Here is a 19,448-nt window from a genome sequence, read left to right as displayed (position 1 = left end):
TGTACGGAAGGGACCGCCACTCGTATTGATGCACGTCAAGGGATTGCGCGCGCTCCCTAGCACGAAACACGGGCAGATCGGCTCTTCCATTGACACAGGTCAAGGCGATATCGCCCCCCGCTCCTACAGTCGATATTGAAACGGACCGGCGCCGTAATGCCTTGCCATGAGCGCAACAGTACTCCGCGAGCACCGCGCAGGTCTGGACCGCGCCCATCCTGATCGTGCCGTCCTGGATCATGAAGTACTACATCCTTGACCTACAGCTGCACGACTCGCTGGTCCGGTACCTTGTGGCACGGGGACATACGGTGTTCATCGTGTCCTGGCGCAATCCCGGCCCGGAGGCGCGCGATACGGGTATGAACGAGTATCTGAAGCAAGGCCTGCTGCAGGCACTGGACGTCGCCCGCGCCCGATGCGCAGGCGCCGGTGTTCACGGCGTCGGCTATTGCCTTGGCGGGACCCTGCTCGCCATCGCTGCCGCGCAACTTGCGCGCGATGGCGACGGCGAACGGCTGCGCACTGCCACCCTTCTTGCCGCGCAGGTTGATTTTTCCGAACCCGGAGAGTTGGGGCTGTTCATCGACCACAGCGCGATGGCGGTTCTCGAGGCCTTGATGTGGAGCCAGGGATATCTCGACGGCTGGCAGCTCGGCGCGGCATTCCAGCTGCTCGGCACGCGCGATCGCGCGGCTTCTCGCGTGCTCAACGAGTACATGCTTGGCAAGCGGTTGCGCGCCAACGATCTTGTTTCGTGGAATCGCGATACCACGCGATTGCCATACCGACTTCACTCCGAGTGCCTGCATCGACTTTATCTGTCGAACGAGCTGGCGCGCGGCGCGTACTGTGTCGACGGGGACCCGATCGCCCTGGCGGACATCGATATGGCGTTTTTCGACGGCGCGCAGCGTGCCGATGGCTCCTGGTGGCCATGCTGGCAGCAGTGGCTCGAAGCGAAATCGACCGGTCGCCAAGCCCCCCGTGACCCCTCCCCCAGGTGCGCTCGCCGATGCGCCGGGCACCTACGTCCATCAGCCATGACCTCCCCGGCTCCAACCACCATGCATGCCATGGTCTTCGATGGCCGTTCGCCCGAGCTGGAATCGCGCGAAGTGCCCATTCCCGAGCCCGGCCCTGGCGAGGTCCGGATCGCGGTATCCGCCTGCGGCGTCTGCCGGACCGATCTGCATATCGTCGATGGCGAGTTGCCGCTACCGAAGCCCGCCTTGATTCCTGGCCATGAGATCGTCGGCCGCGTCGACGTCTGTGGCCCCGATGTGACTGGTCTCCGCCCCGGCGACAGGATCGGCGTTCCCTGGCTTGGGCGCACCTGCATGCGGTGCGCCTACTGCCTCAATCACCAGGAAAATCTGTGCGATGCCCCGCAGTTCACGGGCTATCTCCGCGACGGCGGCTACGCCGAGTACGCCGTGGCCGATGCGGCGTATTGCTTTCCGATTCCGCAGGCTTACGACGATCTGCAGGCCGCCCCGCTTTTGTGCGCGGGCCTGATCGGGCTACGCACCCTCAATATGGCTGGCCCTGCGCGAAGAATCGGCATCTATGGCTTCGGCGCAGCCGCGAATCTGGTCGCCCAAATAGCCCTCGCGCGAGGCACGGAGATCTATGCCTTCACGCGTCCGGGCGACACCGCCGCCCAGGCGCTGGCACGGGCAAGCGGCGCCTTGTGGACTGGCGGCAGCAATGAGGTCGCGCCGGTGGCGCTTGATGCCGCTCTGATCTTCGCTCCGGTCGGGGAGCTGGTGCCGCTGGCGCTCGCCGCCGTACACAAAGGGGGAACAGTCGTCTGCGGTGGGATCCATATGTCTGACATCCCGGGTTTTCCGTACAGCCTGCTCTGGCAGGAGCGCCGCCTGGTTTCTGTGGCAAATCTGACCCGCGCGGACGGCCACGCGATGATGCGCATTGCCAACGAAGTGCCCCTGCGCATCCAGGTCACGCCGTACGCGCTGGCCGATGCCAACCGGGCGCTGTCGGACTTGCGCGCCGGCCGCCTTGCCGGCGCGGCGGTGCTCAAGATCGGACCGTGATCGACGCAAAGTTGATCAAGGTCAACGGCGTTCGCCATTGAACGGCTAAGCTCCAGACATCGCGATCCCGGGCGCCAGCCCACCTACGGAGGAGTGCAATCATGTACAGGAAGATCGTCCTGGCGGTGGACGGCAGCAGTTCGTCCGACCTCGCCCTGAGCCAGGCCATCACGCTGGCAAAGGCGTGCGGAGCCGAAGTCGAGGCGCTGTTCATTGCCGAGAATGTCGACGTCTACTTCGATACGGGCTACTACAACCCCGACTTGCTGATGAAGGCAATCCTCGCCAACGGGCAACAGGCGCTGAACGAGGCCGGGCAGCGTCTGTCGCAGGCCGGCATCGAACACCAGCTGAAGCTGATCGAGCGGCCGGTGTCGCCCGGCAAGATCGCGGATACCATCGTCGCGGAAGCCGATGCGAGGAACACGGATCTGATCGTTCTCGGTACGCACGGCCGACGCGGTGTGCGCCGACTCGTGATGGGGAGCGTCGCCGAAGGCGCGTGATTCGGCAGACCAACAAGCCTGTACTTATGATCCGCAGCGAGAAGGAGGACTGAGCCGATGCGGCCCGACTCTACGCACCTTCCCCGGCGCCCGCGGCAATGAGCACGCGCAATCTGGAGCATCTGTTCCGGCCCGAGTCGATCGCCGTGATCGGGGCATCGCGCCGGCCCGGCAGCATCGGCGCCGCGATCCTCGCCAACCTGATGGAGAGTGGATTCGCCCGGCCCGTGTTTCCGGTCAATCCCAAGTACGACACGCTGGCAGGACGGCCCTGCTACCGCAACGTCGCCGCGCTGCCACAGGCGCCAGAACTGGGCGTCATTTGCACGCCGGCAGAGTCGGTCCCGAAACTGGTCGAAGAATTGGGCCGGATCGGTACGCGCGCGGTGGTAGTGGTGACGGCGGGCCCCCCCGCTGAGGGCGGCCGGCGGGCCGCATGGCGGCAAGCCATCCTCGACGCCAGCCGGCCTTACCTGCTGCGCGTGCTGGGGCCGAACTGCGTCGGCCTGATGGTGCCGCGGGTCGGCCTGCACGCCAGCTTCGCCACAGGCCCGCTCAAGAGCGGGCCGCTTGCCTTCGCCACGCAGTCCGGCGCGCTTGCCACCGCGGTGCTGGACTGGTCTCGCTCGCGCGACATCGGCTTTTCGCACTTTGTCTCGCTCGGCGACAGTACGGATATCGATGTCGCCGACGTGCTGGACTATTTGGCGACGGATGCCTCCACGCGCGCCATCCTTCTCTATGTGGAGGCCGTTCGCGACGGCCGCAAGTTCCTCAGCGCGGCCCGCGCCGCAGCCAGAAGCAAGCCGGTGGTGATCGTCAAGGCAGGGCGCGTCCCCGACGGCGCGCGTGCCGCCGCCTCGCATACCGGCGCGTTGGCCGGCGCAGACGATGTGTGGGATGCCGTCATCCGGCGCGCAGGCTTGCTGCGCGTCACCTCCACCGAGCAGCTGTTCGACGCCGTTGAGACGCTGGCTCGGGGGAGTCCGCTGGCGGGCGAGCGCCTCTGTATCGTCACCAACGGCGGTGGCGCAGGCGTGCTGGCGACCGACGCCCTGGTGCTGAGCGGTGGCACCCTGGCGACCCTCGGTGTCGACACCATTGCAGCGCTGGACCGATGCCTGCCGGCGGGATGGTCACGCGGCAACCCCCGTCGACATCGTTGGCGACGCCGACGCTGGCCGGTATGCGAATGCACTGGCCGTCGTCTCGCATGCCAGCGACGTCGACGCCGTGCTCACGATCCATGCACCGACCGCACTGGTGCCCACCCGCGCCGTGGCGCAGACCATCATCGACGGCGCGGCCAGCGCAGCGCACCCGTTCCTCGCGTGCTGGCTCGGTGGCGATGATGCGCGCGACGCGCGGCTGCTCTGCCAGCGAGCCGGCATCCCGGCTTACGCCATGCCCGAGCAGGCGATTCGCGGCTTTCTGCAGCTGGTGGAGTTCCAGCGCAATCAACACATGCTGCTGCATGTGCCGAGCGCCGCCGAGGCGGACGACACGGAATGCGTCGACAACAACGCCGCGCGGGCCGTGATCGAGGCCGCCTTGCGCGAAGGGACGACGATGCTGGACGAGGCGCGATCCAAGCGCCTGCTGAAGGCCTACGGCATACCGGTGGTCGAAACCGAGGTCGCGCGCGACCCCGTCGACGCCGCCGAGGTGGCATCGCGCATCGGCTTCCCGGTTGCGCTGAAGATACGCTCCCCCAGACCTGACTCACAAATCGTCGGTCGGCGGCGTGGCACTGGATCTGGCGTCGTCCCAAGAAGTGCGCGCCGTTGCGACACGGATGCTCGAGCGCATCGGTGCCACCCATCCCGGCGCGCGCCTCGACGGATTCACGGTCCAGCGTATGGCCGGCCGCGCGGGTGCACGAGAGTTGATCGTCGGCATTGCCACCGATCCCGTTTTCGGCCCCGTGGTGCTGTTCGGCCAGGGCGGCACCGCGGTGGAGCGCTTCGGCGACCGCTCCATCGGTCTGCCGCCTCTGAACGAGGCGTTGGCCACCCAGATGGTCGACAGCACCAGAGTAGCGCGCTTGCTCGGCGCCTACGCGGGGGTGCCGGCGGCCGATCGCGGCGCGATCCTGCACGTATTGATGCGTATCGCTCGCCTGGCGTGCGAGTTGGCCGAGGTGGTCGAGCTCGATATCAATCCTCTGATCGCAGACCAATGCGGCGTTCTGGCGCTGGACGCCCGCGTCGGCATACGCCGTGCAAGCGGACGACCGACCGATCGGTTGTCCATCCTGCCCTACCCCACAGAGCTGGTGCAGACCGTCGACTGGAACGGTCACACGTTGTTGCTGCGCCCGATTCGACCGGACGACGCCGTGCGCTATGCCGCCTTTGTCGATGCGCTGAGCGAGATCGATGCACACCGGCGATTTTTCTGCGCCGTCCATCGCCCTGCCGATCCGACTCACTTCCTGCGGTGGACCCAATTGGACTATGCGCGCGACATGACATTCGTCGCGGTACTGCCGCCCGATGCTGCCCACGGGCGTGACAACAGCGCGGGCATGCCGGCTGTCGACGAAGGACAGATCATTGGCGAAGTCAGATTGGCGGCCGATCCGGATGGTTGGAGCGCGGAATTCGCCATCGCCGTGCGCTCGGACCTGCAGCATCGTGGGCTGGGCACCTTGCTGCTGAAAAAGACCATTGCCTATGCCCGGACGCGCGAGCTTGCCTGCCTGGTCGGCACGACGTTGCCCGACAACGCCGCCATGCTGGCCCTGGCCACCGCATGCGGTTTCACCGTCGCACGTGCCGCTCCCGCGGCAAACGGTTGGCACCTGCGGCTGGATCTGGACTGACGATGCGGCGGCGCGCCAGACCTCGCGCCGCTCGCCGCTCGCCGCTCAATGCGACAGCAGCACCAGCACACGGGAAGCCCGGATCAGACTGCGAGTCGCCCCGCCCATCATCAGTTCGCGCATGCGCGAGTGACCATAGCCGCCGGCGACGATCAGGTCCGCGCTCAGCGTCGTCGCCACCGCCAGCAAGGCGGGACCCGGCTGCGGCGTATCTGGCTCGTTGATGCCGCTTGCGTCCACGCCGTGGCGGCGCAGGTAGACTAGCAGGTCCTCCAGCGGGGCGCCTTCTTCCTGCCGCTCCGGCGTCGTCATCGCGACCGCCGTCACACGGTCGGCGCGCCTGAGGAACGGCATGGCGTCGGCGACCGCCCGCGCAGCCTCGCGCCCGCCATCCCAGGCAATCATCACGTGGATGGCCGGGCACGATCGCACCCCTTCCGGCACGACGAGCAATGGCCGCCCGGCATTCAGCAGCGCATATTCGGCCGGTTCGGAGGCCAATGGCGGCGTCGAGGCCGGCCACAGCGGCTGGCGCACGACGACGATGTCCGCCACCCGTCCCGTAGTCGCCAGCGCCCATCCGGCCTCTTCCTCGACCAAGCGGTGCGAGTGGGTGACACCTGGCGCCGCCTCCGCCAGCACACGGGTGAACTGTTCGGACGCCATCTGCGCGCGCTGGCGCAGAGTCTGCTGCGCCGCCTCGGCATAGCGGCGAGCCTCTTCGCCGACCGAGCGGAACGGCTCCAGGCGAAAACCGGTCGCGGTCAGGCCCAGCACGTGCGACGAAAAACGCCGCGCCAGATCCCCGGCAACCCGGATCCGATCAGCGCAAGCGGCATCGTCGTCCAGTTCGACCAGGATTGTTTGGAATTCCATGGTGGTCTCCGAGCGTGATTCAATGTGACATCAGTACCGGCACCACGGCATGCGCCAGCACCATCCTGGTGACGCCGCCGAGCACGAACTGGCGTACCGTGCCATGCCCGTATGCGCCCATAATCAACAGACTGGCCCCTGTATCGGCGACCGCCTCCAGCACGCGTCGCGTTACGTCGCTGTCGCTTCGCACCGTCTCCACCCGCACATCGCGGTATACGCCGTGTTCGGCGAGAACGGCGATGGCATGATGCAGCCCGCCGCCGCCGCGCGTTGCGTCGCCCGGCTTGGCGGCATGGAAAATCGTCGCCGATCCGCCGGCGAGCAGCGGCATGGCGTCATGCAGGGCCCTGCTCGCCTCCCGGCTTCCGTCCCATGCAATGACCGCGTGAGGCGCATGCAGCGAGCATCGCCCTTGTGGTGGAATCAGCAGCACGGGTCGGCCGCTGGCCATCACCATCGTTTCGACAAAGCCTGGCGCGACAAAGGCATGCTGATCGACATCGTCACGCAGGCCAAGAAGAAGCAGGCCTGCCTGCCGTGACGTTCGAACACAAAAGTCCAGCGGATCAGCGTCGCTCGCCAGCCACCGCGTGCCGCGCGGCAGTTCCGGCATCAACGCAGCCCATTGCCGTCGCATCTGCTCGCGAGTCCGCTGGTGCCATTGCTCAATCTCGCCGAGGTAGCGATCGCCGTCGTCCGTCCTGCGCAGCCATGCCGGATCCGGTTGGAACGTCGAATACAGACATGTCAGCGGCACATCGAGCTGCACTGCGAGACCGGCACCAAGCTCGAGCCTGTACAGCGAACGGCTCCCCCGCGTCCAGATGCACCATGACGCTGGCGAAGTCATGTGAAACGTTCATGGTGTGCCTCCCCGCTGGCGACGCTCGCCCGCGTAGCCAACCTGGGCGCGCGGCGCGCCGTCGGGCCGCTTGTCCCACCACTTTTCCAGCTCCATCACGACCAGCAGCGTAGCCGCAATGGCCAGCAGGAGCGCCCAGCTCGCCGGCGACACCGGTGCGATATGCAGCGTATCGCTGACACCGGGCATCCACATCGCGGCAATGTGCACACCCTGCGTCAGCAGCACGCTGGCCACCAGCAGTGGATTGCCTCGCAGCGATTGCCGGAAGATCGAATGATGCTCCGATCGGCTGAGCAACACCTGCACGTTCTCGAACAGCACAAACAGCAGCAACAGCAGATTTCGTGCGGATTCGACGCTCTCGCCGCGCTGCAGCGCCATGTAGAAGACGACAAAGCCCCCCGAGCCCCATCCAGATCGCCGAATGTGCGACACGCCGGATCATTACGCGGTCGAAGATCGGCTCGCCAGGCGAGCGCGGCGGATAGCGCAGCTCGTCGCCTTCGGGGCGCTCCGCGGCCAACGCCACGTCCTGAATGCCATTCGTCACAAGATTGAGCCAGAGCAATTGCACCGCCAGCAACGGCATCGGCATGCCCAACGGGATGGCGAGCGCAAACAGCAGAAGCTCCGCCGCGCCGGTCGAGCACAGCATGAAGATGACCTTGCGGATGTTGGCGTAGGCCACCCTGCCCTCGCGGATACCGTTGACGATGGAGGCGAAGTTGTCATCGGTCAGCACGACGTCGGCACTCTCTCGTGCCACGTCGGTGCCGCCGCGGCCCATGGCGACGCCCACATGGGCCTGCCGCAACGCCGGCGCGTCGTTGATGCCGTCGCCCGTCACCGCCACCACGTTGCCCTGGCGCGCGAGCGACAGGACAATGGCGAGCTTCTGCTGAGGTTCGACGCGCGCGTAAAACCACAGCCCGTTCGGTCAGCCGGTCGAGCGCCGATTCACCGGCTGCTTCGGCCGCGCCCACCTCGATTCCTGTGCAGATCTGGTCGTCGGTGAACATCAGCCCGGCTTCGCTTGCAATCGCCGCTGCGGTGCGAGGGTCGTCTCCGGTAATCATCACGACACCGATACCGGCGCGGAAGCAATCTGCGATCGCCGCCGGCACCTCCGCCCGCACTGGATCCTGCATTCCGGCCATGCCGAGAAAGGTCAGGTCGACCAGGTGACCATGGCCATACTGACACGACGTGTCCCGCTCTATGGTGCCGCTGGCGAATGCCAGCACCCGCAAGCCGCGTGACGCCATCTCGTCCTTCTGCCGCATCAACAAGGCGCGATCGATCGGCACCGCGTCGCCCCGCTCGTCCATGCTGTCCGCCATCTCGATCAGCGTTTCGGGCACGCCCTTGACGTAAACATGGACGCCGTCCGCTCCATGGTGAAACGACGCGGCATAGCGCAGGTCAGGCTCGTAGGGAATCCGCTGCAGCAACGGCGACGCCGCATGCAGGGCGTCTCGTGCAACGCGCGCTTTCTCGGCCAGAAATAGCAGGGCAACATCGACGGTGTCGCCGGTCCCGCGCCATGCGCCACTATCGAGCAGCAATTCGCCTTCATTCGGCATGACCGCTGCGTGCAGCAGCCGTGTCAGATCGGCCTGTGTGCTGTCGGCTGACGTTGGCACAGAATGGACGGCGCGAATCGAACAGGCGTGCGGGTCGGCCCCCCGTATCGCAACGGTAGTGCGCGCCTGACGGCAGGGTCAGGTCGGTCACAGTCAGTTGATTCAATGTCAGGGTACCGGTCTTGTCCGTGGCGATCAGCGTGCACGATCCGAGCGCCTCGATGGCCGGCATCCGGCGAACGATGACATTGACTTGCGCCATCTTCCGCATTGCCACGGCTAGCGCCACCGAAATGGCCACGGGCAGCCCCTCCGGGATGGCGCTGACGGCAAGACCGACGGACATCATAAACATCTCATGCCACTGCATCCCTCTCGCCCATCCGACCACAATGAGGACTGCCAGGGCCACAGCGACGACCACCCCGATGATGCGCGAGAAGCGATCGAGCCTGGTGATCAGGGGAGCCACGTAGCCTTCACCACCGAGCACATGCCCGGCGATCTTGCCGAGTTCGGTCGATGCGCCGGTGCCCGTCACGACGCCCCGCCCTCGCCCGCGCGTCACCATGCTGGCGGCAAACACCATGTTGGCCGGACGCTCGCCGGCGGCCTGGGCGGTGTGGGCCGACTTTGCCACCGGACGCGATTCGCCTGTCAGCAGTGATTCGTCGCACCGCAGGTCATCCGCTTCGAGCAGCCGCAAGTCAGCGGGTGCCCGGTTGCCCGGCTGCAGCAGCACCAGGTCGCCCGGCACCACGGCGAGCGCATCGATTTCCCGCTGCTTGCCATCACGGACGACGAGCGCCTTTGGCTGCTGTAGATCGCGCAAGGCATGGGCAGCCCGGTCCGCCGAGTATTCCTGGGCCGTGCCGACGGCGCCGTTGATCAACAGCACCAGTCCGATAAAGGCCGCATCCCGTAGATCTCCCAACGCCAACGATACCAGCGCGGCGATCAGCAACACATAGATCAGCGGGCTGCGGAACTGCCTGACAAAGACTGCCGCCACCGTCGGCAGCGCCGGTTGCGGCAGTGCGTTCGGCCCGTATCGCTCAAGGGCGTCGCGTGCCTGCTGCTCTGTCAGGCCGACGTCCACAGCGGTGGGTAGAGGCTCCCCGCTGGGCAAGCGGCGAGGTCATATGTCGCCCCTTCCGGTATCGATCAGGGCCGGATAATCATCTTGAGCGCCTTGGTACTGGCTGCCTGGCCGAAGGTATCGTAGGCAGTGAGCATCTGGTCAAGGCGAAACCGATGGGTGATCAATCGGGCTGGATCGAGCTTGCCTGCTCCTACCGCCTTGAGCAGCATCGGTGTGCTCACCGTGTCCACCAGGCGCGTTGTGATCGTGACGTTGCGGTCCCAAAGGCGCTCCAGGTGCAGATCGGCCTTGACCCCATGGACGCCGACGTTGGCGATCGTCCCGCCCGGCGCCACCAGTTCCTCGCACAGTTCAAACGTCGCCGGAATACCGACGGCTTCGACAACGCAGTCGGCGCCCAGGCCATCGGTCAGTCGCATGACTTCCTCGACCGGGTCGGCCTCGCTGTTCCGGATACATGCCGTGGCGCCGAACGCGCGGGCCACCTCCAGCCGATTGGCATCCGGATCGATGACGATGCATTGGGACGGCGAGTAGAACTGCGCCGTTAACAGCGCCGCCAGCCCAATCGGCCCCGCGCCGACGATCGCGACGGTGCTGCCTGGTTCCACCTTGCCGTTGAGCACGCCGCATTCGAAGCCCGTCGGCAGAATGTCGGACAGCATGACCAGCGCTTCCTCGTCCATACCGTCAGGAATCCGATGCAGGCTTGTTTCGGCATGCGGTATACGAACGAACTCTGCCTGGGTACCGTCGATGCGATGTCCGAGGATCCATCCGCCGCTCTGGCAATGCGAGTACATGCCACGGCGGCAATATGAACACCTTCCGCACGAGGTAATGCAAGAGATCAAGACATGATCGCCGGGCTTGAGCGTAGCGATGGCAGTGCCGACCTCCTCGATCACTCCAACGCCTTCATGGCCAAGGATTCGGCCCGGCTCGCACGTTGGCACGTCTCCCTTGAGGATATGCAGATCCGTACCGCAGATTGTGGTCGCCGTCACGCGTACGACCGCATCGGTCGGGGACTGCACCTTGGGACGGGGCCTGTCTTCCAGGCTCAGCCGACCCGGCCCTTGGTAAATCAGCGCTTTCATCTCTTGCTCCTTGCGATGGTGGCGTCCTTCCAGAGTAGACGCGGACAAGGAGCGGGATATTGACGCAGCGCAAGCTACGATAGCGGCTCGGGATCGAACCAGAACCTGTCCCATGTCAAAGGTCTTGGCGATGCTTCGGCAGCCGGAACATGGACTCTGCTCATGAGACAGGCTTGACAAGGACCACGGCACATGGCGCGTGTGCGAGGACGCGGCCCGCGACCGAGCCGACAATGGCATCAAGGAACGCGCCCCGCCGATGCGACCCCATGACGATTGCCTCGGCCCAACCGATTTCGCATAGGCGATGATCCGCTCGGGGGCAAAACCAACGAGCCCTTGCGTCACCGTTCGGACACCTGCCTCCCGAAGGATGTCGACAACGGACTGCATAGCGTTGGCGCTTTCGGTGGTATGCCAACGATCGATTTCCGCCTTGCTGATAAAGGACTTGACCTCCCCCGACAGGTCCGGAACGCAATGGACGACGTGCACACAGAGCTCGTCCCGCTTGAACAGCTTCGGGTTCGCGGCGCACCACGCCGCCGTATCGCTATAGGCCGATCCGTCGGTCGGCAAGACAATACTGTGCATCGTCGTTCTCCACTGCATCAAGCATGACCTCGGTTGGCGCCACAAGCAGAGGGCCGCTTCAGCGCTCGGTCCCGATGGCCTCCGGTATGCCTTCACCGTACATCGTGTTTGCAGGAGCAAATTGATTCGCTTCAAGGAATGGGAGTGCGCACGAACACATGACGGTCACTTCGATCAAGCGGTGATGTTTCGGAGAACGGCGCTTTGCCCGATGAAGGGTCGACGGGAAGGCGAAACGTCAGGTCGAGCGCCTCGGTGTCCACGACGATATCGCGCGCCTTGACCCATCCGTCGTAACCGATTGCCAGCCAATAGGCTCCGGCAGGTAGCCTCAGATAGAACATGGGCCCCGTCGCAACCACCATCAGCAACGGATGACCGTCGGCACCGGCCACCAGGACAGAGGTATGATCCAGCGGATCTCCACGCGCAGCATCGACCATGGTCAGGCGTACGTTATAACTGTGGGCCATTTTCAGCATGGCTTTCATGCTGTCTTCACTGTTCCCACCGCTCAAATACAGGACGCCGGCCGGGACGGCTGGCGGCGTATCGACCGGCACCTGGACAGCTGCGGCGCAAGCGAACGACGCGACGGCGATCAGCAATGAACCGAGCAGAACTCTCGTTTTCCGGAAAGGCATGCGCGTACTCATATCGCAATCGGGCATCGTGACGAACGGTGCCGTCGCAACACCGCGTCGACCGAGTCAAGCGATGGAATCGCGACCGCCCGTCAGTGCAACATCAGTACCGGAACGGTCATCGAAAGTCAGAATGGTGTGCGTCACACCACCAAGCAGCGATTCACGGATGCGGCCGTGGCCGAAAGCGCCCATGCAGCGGCAGCTGCAAGCCTACGCTGCGAAGCGAAAATGGCCGCGGTGAAGCGCGCTCCAGTCATCTCGAAGAAGGTTCGCGCAACCCCGCTCGATTTCATCGCGGTGATCGGCGAATGCCGACACCAGGTCCTCCTTGCGGTAAGAGCTTGTGGCAAAGTGTTCCTCCAGTGCTTGCGCCGTGACGGCATAGGTGCAGAGCGCCCCGTCCACGCTGGCGGCACACTGCAGTCCGGGCTAATCCGACCAGTACTGCGGTGCGTCGTCGGCAAAATCGATCTTTCGCATGATCTAGGCTCGCTTCTGAACCGGCAAACGGTGGGGGACGCCGGAATGGCAGCCGCGAAAAATTGCCTCGTCCGCATCGGCCATTCCAGCTTAGTGCCGCGCAGTCTCATGCGTTTTGATTCGCGTCAAGAATGGCTCGTGCGTCGGGATGCACGACTGCAGCGGAATTAGCGACGATGGTCGGTATTCGTACGCCCGTACCTTGTTCTAGCTTCTGCTCATGGCAGTACTTGCCTGCAACGCGGGCGTTGCGCTCCTGCCCGCCGATTTTGGTACCCTGGTCGCGGATCGACCGATCCGTATCACAGTGTCAGTCCTGCTTCTTTGCCAGCCGGCGGCAGCCATGCCGGTCATTGTGTTGCACTGGATGAACACTAAGACGCTCCGCAATGCGTGACATGATCTCGCTGGCACTCTCGCCAGGAAGACGAAGCAGCAACGAAGGACCACGGCCATCGGCGCGTACCCGCACGCTCCTGCATTCGATGGCGCCGCCGGATCGTACTAAAGCGCGGTAATCTCCGGGTGGCAACTGGAGGTACAGAAGCGGACCCTCGCTCAATACAAGCAGCACGATGTCTCGCCGTGCGTTGAACAAGGTCACCGTCACGTCCGCCAAGCTTGAACCGTCTACCTCGTTGACGAACTGCATGTGGACATTGAAGCGTCCCGCGATGGCTCGCATGGCGGACATTTCTTCCACCCCAATTCCGCCTGACACATAGTCGATGCCGTTCACATGGCGGATTCTGGAGCACCTCTAAGCGCGATCGATTCCGGCGGCGCGGCCATCGTCGACGCGGATGCAAGAATACCTGCGCAAATCAGGCACGCAAGAAGTGGAGGCACACGCATGGAAATCTCCCGTATCTGTCTGCCAGCCATCTGGCAGAACCGGCTACCAGGTCCAGCGTAGCGGCATCAGGAAGGCGCCATGGTGGGCTAGATCAAGCAATTGTCATTGCGTATCTGTGAACGCCATTGTGAAATTCTGGCCAGACACCCGGCAAGGAGGGGATCGCCATTGTGCGTATGGAATACGCCCTCATGGCGTAGCAATTGCGCCCGCCGATTATCGATCAATGTTGTCACGGTATGCTAACCATGACTGTTGTAACCAAGCCTCGTGCATGTCAATGGCTTCTACAGCTCCATGCTCGTCTTCGATCTTGCGCGGCAATGGATGGTGGCCGCTGGTCCCTTTTGATATGATTTTTCGTGGCTTACCGGAGAGTCCGATAACGCTGAGCTGGTGGCCAGCGCAAAGCGTCAATTCGTCCAGTTTTACGGGCTATATCTCGACTCATTCGAACTTCATGGCCAACCTCGACGTGCAGTCCGTCGACAAGAGCGAGGGATGAAGAATGAAACCCCGCAGCCCAGCACGCCAGTCTTTATCACCATGACTCGAGAACGCTCAGCTACTGATCGACCACAACCGCCCCGGGCGGATTCCCGGTTTGAGCTCGGCCGCGTCCAAGAGCAGGCAGTCGAGGCACGCTTGTCAGCCTTGCAACTATCCGTTGCACAGGCCGCCTATCTTGCCAACGCCTTGCGCCGCTAATGATCCGCTGTCCATCTTGCGCGTCTTGGGCTTGGACATCAGCACGCTGCAGCCACTGGCACCAAGACCTTGGGCGGATATGGCCGCACGAACGTGCAGCGTGAGCTATCGCGGGTGGCTTCCCACTGACGTACTGCGCGCCATGCTGCTAAGGGGCGAAACAGTGGATCAATGGTGCGCACATCTCGGTTACCTGCTGGACGAAGCGCCTCTATCGCTTCTTGTCCTCGCGATCGAGGAAACGTCGCAGTACCACAACGCTCCCATAAGTTTGCTCTGGCACAACTTGGGTCGGCTGGCTGTCAGCTGCCAAAGTCGCCGGCTCGCCGGTTGGCCGGCGCTGGTGGATCCGGGCCAGTGACTTGGCCCCCCTCTACCGTCCCACGCCGTAGGTCTCGCCGGTTCTCTGTCGTACGCCCGCGCCTTCTGACTAGAGCATCTCCGGTGATATGTTCCTGGCCGATGCCGCTGCCGGGAGACCGCGTACATACGAAAGCTATTGCCCCGCAGCTTTCCCAATCGCCCAGTTGCGGCCGCGTCGTGCGATAGCGAACCGCATGTAACAGCCCGGGTCAATTTCGGTCGGCCATCGGCGGGAACGATGACTCTGCGGCCATCAAGATCGACCCTCCGCCTGCTCGTGACTGCGCACCTCCCCGCCGGTCAGGCTCAAACTCCGCAAATTTCTGAAGAACTCCCACCAGAGAATTTCGAACGGGCTGGATGCGGAGTTCATCCCCTATTCGCTCAATCTGCAGTTCCACGTCAATACGGTCATACGCCAACTCGTGGGGAACATGAAGGGCTTGATCGTTGCCGTCCCTGAATGCGTGTGTGATATGCGTCTTCAACATGATCTCCCTCGACGGCAGCCAATACTGCGCACAAGCCTCATACCTTGTGGCATCACATCATTTACCGCGCCGCCATTGCTCTAATCGCCCTAATCACTGTACTTCACCAACGCTCCTGATCCCGGGGATGCGCAATCGCTTCGTTTTGTACATCACGACGGAAGAGCCCATCGTACTTAGACCGCAGGTCGGCATGGCCGCGGGATCTACGGTGGGAGACCATTGTCAACAGCCACCGACTAGAGTCTCCGTCGGCGTTGTGTTGCTGCCCCGCGACGGTGCCTGGATACGGCATACATAGGACAACCTTGATCGCGCAGACTTTCCGGCAGGCTAGTGGCGACCGCACCATGCGATAGCGAATCTGCATGCAGCTGCGCCGCCCATCTTCTCATGGCGTGATCCCCCACTTGCGATGGAGTCACTGAACGCGTGTAACGCGCGTTTCAAGACGTGCCGCAGCCCTCGCACGCTGTAGCCGCAGCGTCCTTGTGCAACAGCCGGACGTACTTTCCCGGGTAGCGGGATGCCCCGAGGATAGCCAATGATAGACGCCAACGAGTCGTCCCGATCCTTCCAGTGTGCACGAATGGCGTCACGCAATCGGGGGGTGACCGTGGTTACGCCTACGGATTGGTCTGCGCGCTTGACTTCGATGGTCCAGACCTCTCGTCCACCTTCCGGTGAATCCTTCGTACGGATGGAGGCGCAAGTCGCCTCTGCGCTGGACAGCAGTTTCGCTTAGCAGCAGGAACGCCGCACGCGCTAGGCGCCCTGTCGCGCTGCGCCTGGCTTCACTGTCGAACCACTGGTGCAGCGCCTTCCAGAAACGAACTGGTACCTCGCTGACAGGTTGATCGAGGCGTCTCGGCAACGTCGGCATGGTGTGACAAATTCCGACCCAAGGATTCGTATCAACGTAATGTTGCTGCTTGAGCCACTCGAACATCAGCCGTAGTACTTGTTCGCTATAGGCCCGACTACGCGGCGAAAGTGATCCGGTGAATGGGCGCCACGCGGCGTTGGCAACGGCTTGGCCATCGACGTACTTAATTCGACATACCCGCGGCCCGCACCATCTCGAATGTGGCGCCAGGGTGCTCAGGAAGCTCGAATACACAACGCAGTCGCTGGGCAGTACAGAAGCCAGCGTCTTGCCGCGCTCAAGCGCAATCCATGCGACGAAACGAGCCGCCTCTCTGGCATACGCCCGTCGCGTCGCTGTTCCAGGAGGCCAATAGCTTAACCACGACTGTACGGCGACATCGTCCCCCCCTCGTCGGCACAGCTTGACCTCGGCTCGAGAGACAAGGCGATTCCGATGCTTTGCCATGGCTGGCGAGGACAGCGTGGACCGCACCCACCTTCCGTTGTATCGTGCTCGGGGCTGCTTGAGGCAAGTCAGTCCCCATCCACAAGCCAAGCAAGCTGCCTACCGCCGTCATGGGCTGGCGCGCTTCGTCGCCAGCCACAAGCGCGACCGGGCAACTGAGAGTTGTGGCGTGTCGGTTCACAAATGCCCCAATTCGCTCGGCGCTTGCCATGCCAATGCCCGATACGTGTCGGGACCAGCAGTCGCCATATCGGTCCAAAAGCGCGATGAGATCCCCCAACGTCTGCACACCGGACTTCCGGAGGCGAGCCACCACCGGCGGCGACATCCATAATGCGATGTCGTGCGCCGGCCGCGGAACCACGGGACCGAACGCCTCGATGCGATGCAATGCGTCGACCGCACATTGCCGCGTCTTTCGCGTCCACCGCTTCGGCTGCAGCGCCTCGCCGATCGCGACGCGTCCATGACGAAGTGCTTGCAGCCGGGCCGCCTCAAGCAGCTGGCCGAGGGCAAGCGACGATTGTCGCAAGGTCGGCATGGCTTCGGCGTCCGGCGGCATCAGCCAACGTGCGGCGACTCGATCGGCAGGCACTCCTTGCAACCAGGCTGAGAGCGCCGCGTAGCTTGCACGGCCCAACTGGCCTACCGCTTCATCCAGGATCGTCTTCATCGGTTCCTCCGGCATGAAGGTATGGCACGCTTTTGCGCGCGACCAGCAGGAGCGCCTCGTTGACCGAATCGCTCACACACTTGAATGGTCGTGTCGGAAGCCCCGCAATGCGGGGGGAAGCAAACAAATCCCCAACGAATACCGCCCACAAGTCCACCGCACAAGACGAGCTCTGCATCAGTTCGGACGCCTTCTGTGGAGGCCGAATAGTCATCGCCCCTTCCTTCAAGACGCAGGTAGCTTTCTGCGAACATCCCAAGAAACACGGCGCGCACCGGCAGCCTCGGCATGTCTTGTAGCGATCGGTCGACGATACGAAAGTCCCATGCGGGTTCAGCGCCCGCTACGTCGGCATGAACCGTGGTTCCGTCGCGCCTGCGTTCGACCGCGTAGCGTAAGAGTTCGTACGCGCGTTCGGCTCGCGCCATGTCGCTTGCAGCCGAAGCGGCCCCCGCCGTGGTGGTTGCGGTAGCCGACGACGTCATGAGAGGCCCCTGCGCGCGATTCGGCTTGCCGCTTGCGCTAATCCAACACTGAAGGCTGCGCAACGTCGCCCGATACACCAGTGCAAGCCGCTTGCGCTTGACCTCCGAGCCCTGGTCCCCGCGTGGGCCACGACGCAAGTTCCACGTCAACACCGTCATGGCCGTCGTTGGATAGATGCAGTCTGCCGGCCTAACCGTACAAAGCACGCTGCCTTGGCAGGACGCAAGTGCCGGGCGCAGTGGACGACCGAAGTCGGCCTGAAACAGCGCAGGTATCACCCGGCGCATCGCTGCCACGCGCTTGACCCAAAGCCAAGGCGGTAACAAGACATCCGCCATCGTATCGGCGGTGCGTTGGAACATGAGGAACGAATCCGCCGTGGCGACGTGCAAGCCCAATGGTCGGTCGCAGCTGGGACAGTAGTACGGTCCAGAGAATATCCCCCCGTCTCGAGAAATCGCTCTGCAGTCCGACGCCACAACACGGGCAGTTGTTCCACAGGACCTCTTGATGCAACGGGCACCGAGCAATGCAGGCGAGTTGGAAGAAGTAGGTGTGATAGCCGCTTGCCAGACAACTTGCGCAGAACCGCAACCCAGGCAACAGCATATGCGTGTGCTGTAGCAGATGAAATAGCCACGCTTCCCTTGGGTCAACTCTCCAGTGGGTCAACTCACGCAGGCGCCGCCCTCCCTGCGCATCGAGATGCAATGGGGTCTGATGCGATCGCTTTGCCGTGATGCCTAGGCAGGCGAAATCCGATGGTCGCAACCGGTTCCAGTACGCGAGACGCAGCAGCAATGACACCGAGGATTCGTACGGAAGCGGTATCAGATCCACTCCGGCGACAGTGCTCATGGCCCGCACCCCGGTAGTCGCGGTGGGACGTAGAAGTTCTGCATCTGCACAATCGAAACTGCCTGCTTCCAGCTCCCCGGCGTAAAGCGGAATTCGGGATGGTCATAGTGCGTACCGTTTAGCAGCGCCCCTCGGACAGCGCCAAACAAGACGTCCAACGTTGCGGGGCGCTTGTCGGGGTGCGCGGAGCACTGTGTCAATGCACCGTACAGCGCTGGCCCCTCGCCCGCCAGGCGCAAGCCGTTTTGATAGGCGCGCGGCAGGAAGAATTCGGTCCACCGCACATCGGTGCCTCGTGGAAAATCTCGTGTGTCAAACTGATCGAGGATCTCGCTGACATCGTCTGGCTTGACCACACCTCGCAATTTGTGCGCGTGGGCGAAGAACCGTCTGGATAGAAAAGTCGAACGTGCCGCGCCATGGGCGCTCCTCTGCCAGCCTTCGTCGTCATTGGTCATCATTGCAGTCACAAGCTGCACGCCGCTATCCCAAAGCCGCTCCTGCACGTCTGCCAGCATCTGCAGCTCGGCCTGCTGCATGTTATGCGCGTTGTCAACCAGCCAGAGCGCGATGTGGCCAGTCCCTCGACGCCGCAAGTCATCGACGACTTTGGCAATCAAGCGCTCCCGCAGTACGACCGGACCACCAGACAACACCCCATGCCCGACGCTCGCCAACATGGCCTGCATCGCCACTTTTTCATTGGAATTGCTCATTGCGGTCGAGGCATGGTGATATGACGCGATCTGGGGATACTCGTGTTCGAGCACCTGGGCGCAGATCCGCAATGCGGCCGATCGGCCATCTCCCCGTTCGCCAACGAAATAGGTCCCCGGCTCGCCTACTAGGATGGAATCTCTGAGCTCTTTGTACATTTTCTCGGCCATCGGCGTACGGATCGGCTGCGCACCACTGAGCGCCGGATGGCCAAGCAATAGCTCCTTGCGCAGCGGCGTATCTCCGATGAGGCAGCCCTTCGAAATGGTCTGCCAGCCCGTAATCTCCGCTTGTTCGATAACCACCGGATCGTGGTTCATGGCGCT

14 protein-coding genes and 6 pseudogenes are annotated in these 19,448 nt (G+C 63.5%); 7 read left to right on the top strand and 13 right to left on the bottom strand.

Features of this window, described 5'->3' with window-relative positions; genetic code table 11:
* Positions 1 to 176: 176 nt before the first annotated feature.
* The 6 genes and pseudogenes from OJJOAM_RS23230 to OJJOAM_RS23205 all read left to right on the top strand — a co-directional run.
* Positions 177 to 1,047, top strand: a pseudogene (locus OJJOAM_RS23230) (PHA/PHB synthase family protein); the annotation flags it as partial.
* 20 nt (positions 1,048 to 1,067) lie between these two features.
* Entirely contained in the window at positions 1,068 to 2,057 is a 990-nt protein-coding gene (locus OJJOAM_RS23225) for a zinc-dependent alcohol dehydrogenase family protein (RefSeq protein ID WP_422650001.1), read from the top strand.
* Positions 2,058 to 2,158: 101 nt separating this feature from the next.
* Positions 2,159 to 2,616 (top strand): annotated as a pseudogene (locus OJJOAM_RS23220) (universal stress protein).
* Between the two features lie 45 nt (positions 2,617 to 2,661).
* On the top strand, positions 2,662 to 3,915 hold the full coding sequence (locus tag OJJOAM_RS23215; protein WP_422650000.1) for an acetate--CoA ligase family protein: 1,254 nt from the start codon (positions 2,662 to 2,664) through the stop codon (positions 3,913 to 3,915).
* A gap of 52 nt (positions 3,916 to 3,967) precedes the next feature.
* Positions 3,968 to 4,219: pseudogene (locus OJJOAM_RS23210) on the top strand (acetate--CoA ligase family protein); the annotation flags it as partial.
* A gap of 88 nt (positions 4,220 to 4,307) precedes the next feature.
* The gene (locus OJJOAM_RS23205; RefSeq protein WP_422649999.1) at positions 4,308 to 5,387 is read left to right on the top strand and encodes a GNAT family N-acetyltransferase; all 1,080 of its coding nucleotides are present in this window, start codon (positions 4,308 to 4,310) and stop codon (positions 5,385 to 5,387) included.
* Between the two features lie 45 nt (positions 5,388 to 5,432).
* Here OJJOAM_RS23205 and OJJOAM_RS23200 read toward each other — a convergent pair whose 3' ends face one another.
* The 9 genes and pseudogenes from OJJOAM_RS23200 to OJJOAM_RS23160 form a co-directional block, all read right to left on the bottom strand.
* Positions 5,433 to 6,263, bottom strand: a complete 831-nt coding sequence (locus OJJOAM_RS23200) for a universal stress protein (protein WP_422649998.1) — start codon at positions 6,261 to 6,263, stop codon at positions 5,433 to 5,435.
* 19 nt (positions 6,264 to 6,282) lie between these two features.
* Positions 6,283 to 7,035, bottom strand: coding sequence for a universal stress protein (locus tag OJJOAM_RS23195; protein WP_422649997.1), 753 nt, complete (start codon positions 7,033 to 7,035; stop codon positions 6,283 to 6,285).
* 90 nt (positions 7,036 to 7,125) lie between these two features.
* The gene (locus OJJOAM_RS23190; protein WP_422649996.1) at positions 7,126 to 7,512 is read right to left on the bottom strand and encodes a cation transporting ATPase C-terminal domain-containing protein; all 387 of its coding nucleotides are present in this window, start codon (positions 7,510 to 7,512) and stop codon (positions 7,126 to 7,128) included.
* 79 nt (positions 7,513 to 7,591) lie between these two features.
* Positions 7,592 to 8,011 (bottom strand): annotated as a pseudogene (locus tag OJJOAM_RS23185) (HAD-IC family P-type ATPase); the annotation flags it as partial.
* Between the two features lie 133 nt (positions 8,012 to 8,144).
* Positions 8,145 to 8,714: pseudogene (locus tag OJJOAM_RS23180) on the bottom strand (HAD family hydrolase); the annotation flags it as partial.
* Positions 8,704 to 9,813 carry an HAD-IC family P-type ATPase gene (locus OJJOAM_RS23175; RefSeq protein ID WP_422649995.1) on the bottom strand — a complete coding sequence of 370 codons (1,110 nt, stop codon included), beginning with the start codon at positions 9,811 to 9,813 and terminating at the stop codon, positions 8,704 to 8,706. The pseudogene OJJOAM_RS23180 and the gene OJJOAM_RS23175, both read right to left, overlap by 11 nt.
* A 65-nt stretch (positions 9,814 to 9,878) precedes the next feature.
* The gene (locus tag OJJOAM_RS23170) at positions 9,879 to 10,916 is read right to left on the bottom strand and encodes a zinc-dependent alcohol dehydrogenase family protein (protein WP_265632449.1); all 1,038 of its coding nucleotides are present in this window, start codon (positions 10,914 to 10,916) and stop codon (positions 9,879 to 9,881) included.
* A gap of 160 nt (positions 10,917 to 11,076) precedes the next feature.
* A pseudogene (locus OJJOAM_RS23165) lies at positions 11,077 to 11,510 on the bottom strand (universal stress protein).
* Positions 11,511 to 11,641: 131 nt separating this feature from the next.
* Entirely contained in the window at positions 11,642 to 12,118 is a 477-nt protein-coding gene (locus OJJOAM_RS23160; protein WP_422649994.1) for a carboxypeptidase regulatory-like domain-containing protein, read from the bottom strand.
* 174 nt (positions 12,119 to 12,292) lie between these two features.
* Here OJJOAM_RS23160 and OJJOAM_RS23155 point away from each other — a divergent pair, with 174 nt between their 5' ends.
* Positions 12,293 to 12,808, top strand: a complete 516-nt coding sequence (locus tag OJJOAM_RS23155) for a hypothetical protein (protein WP_422649993.1) — start codon at positions 12,293 to 12,295, stop codon at positions 12,806 to 12,808.
* Positions 12,809 to 12,947: 139 nt separating this feature from the next.
* Here OJJOAM_RS23155 and OJJOAM_RS23150 read toward each other — a convergent pair whose 3' ends face one another.
* The 4 genes from OJJOAM_RS23150 to OJJOAM_RS23135 form a co-directional block, all read right to left on the bottom strand.
* Positions 12,948 to 13,376, bottom strand: coding sequence for a hypothetical protein (locus OJJOAM_RS23150; RefSeq protein WP_422649992.1), 429 nt, complete (start codon positions 13,374 to 13,376; stop codon positions 12,948 to 12,950).
* A gap of 1,397 nt (positions 13,377 to 14,773) precedes the next feature.
* On the bottom strand, positions 14,774 to 15,052 hold the full coding sequence (locus tag OJJOAM_RS23145) for a hypothetical protein (protein WP_422649991.1): 279 nt from the start codon (positions 15,050 to 15,052) through the stop codon (positions 14,774 to 14,776).
* Positions 15,053 to 16,218: 1,166 nt separating this feature from the next.
* Positions 16,219 to 17,061 (bottom strand): phage integrase family protein, encoded by an 843-nt coding sequence (locus tag OJJOAM_RS23140; protein ID WP_422649990.1) that lies wholly within the window; start codon positions 17,059 to 17,061, stop codon positions 16,219 to 16,221.
* Between the two features lie 1,340 nt (positions 17,062 to 18,401).
* A complete protein-coding gene (locus OJJOAM_RS23135) occupies positions 18,402 to 19,442 on the bottom strand; it encodes a hypothetical protein (protein WP_422649989.1) in 1,041 nt (346 codons plus the stop codon).
* Positions 19,443 to 19,448: the final 6 nt, after the last annotated feature.

The sequence above is a fragment of the Cupriavidus sp. H18C1 genome (assembly GCF_049311595.1).
Taxonomy (GTDB): Bacteria; Pseudomonadota; Gammaproteobacteria; order Burkholderiales; family Burkholderiaceae; genus Cupriavidus; species Cupriavidus cauae.
The sequence above is the reverse complement of the archived record's forward strand: the minus strand, read 5'-3'. Positions and strand labels throughout refer to the sequence as shown.

Coding starts and splice junctions, on each gene's coding strand:
- OJJOAM_RS23225 (WP_422650001.1), top strand. CDS start 1,068: ATGCATGCCATGGTCTTCGATGGCCGTTCGCCCGAGCTGGAATCGCGC.
- OJJOAM_RS23200 (WP_422649998.1), bottom strand. CDS start 6,263: ATGGAATTCCAAACAATCCTGGTCGAACTGGACGACGATGCCGCTTGC.
- OJJOAM_RS23190 (WP_422649996.1), bottom strand. CDS start 7,512: ATGGCGCTGCAGCGCGGCGAGAGCGTCGAATCCGCACGAAATCTGCTG.
- OJJOAM_RS23215 (WP_422650000.1), top strand. CDS start 2,662: ATGAGCACGCGCAATCTGGAGCATCTGTTCCGGCCCGAGTCGATCGCC.
- OJJOAM_RS23170 (WP_265632449.1), bottom strand. CDS start 10,916: ATGAAAGCGCTGATTTACCAAGGGCCGGGTCGGCTGAGCCTGGAAGAC.
- OJJOAM_RS23140 (WP_422649990.1), bottom strand. CDS start 17,061: ATGAAGACGATCCTGGATGAAGCGGTAGGCCAGTTGGGCCGTGCAAGC.
- OJJOAM_RS23135 (WP_422649989.1), bottom strand. CDS start 19,442: ATGAACCACGATCCGGTGGTTATCGAACAAGCGGAGATTACGGGCTGG.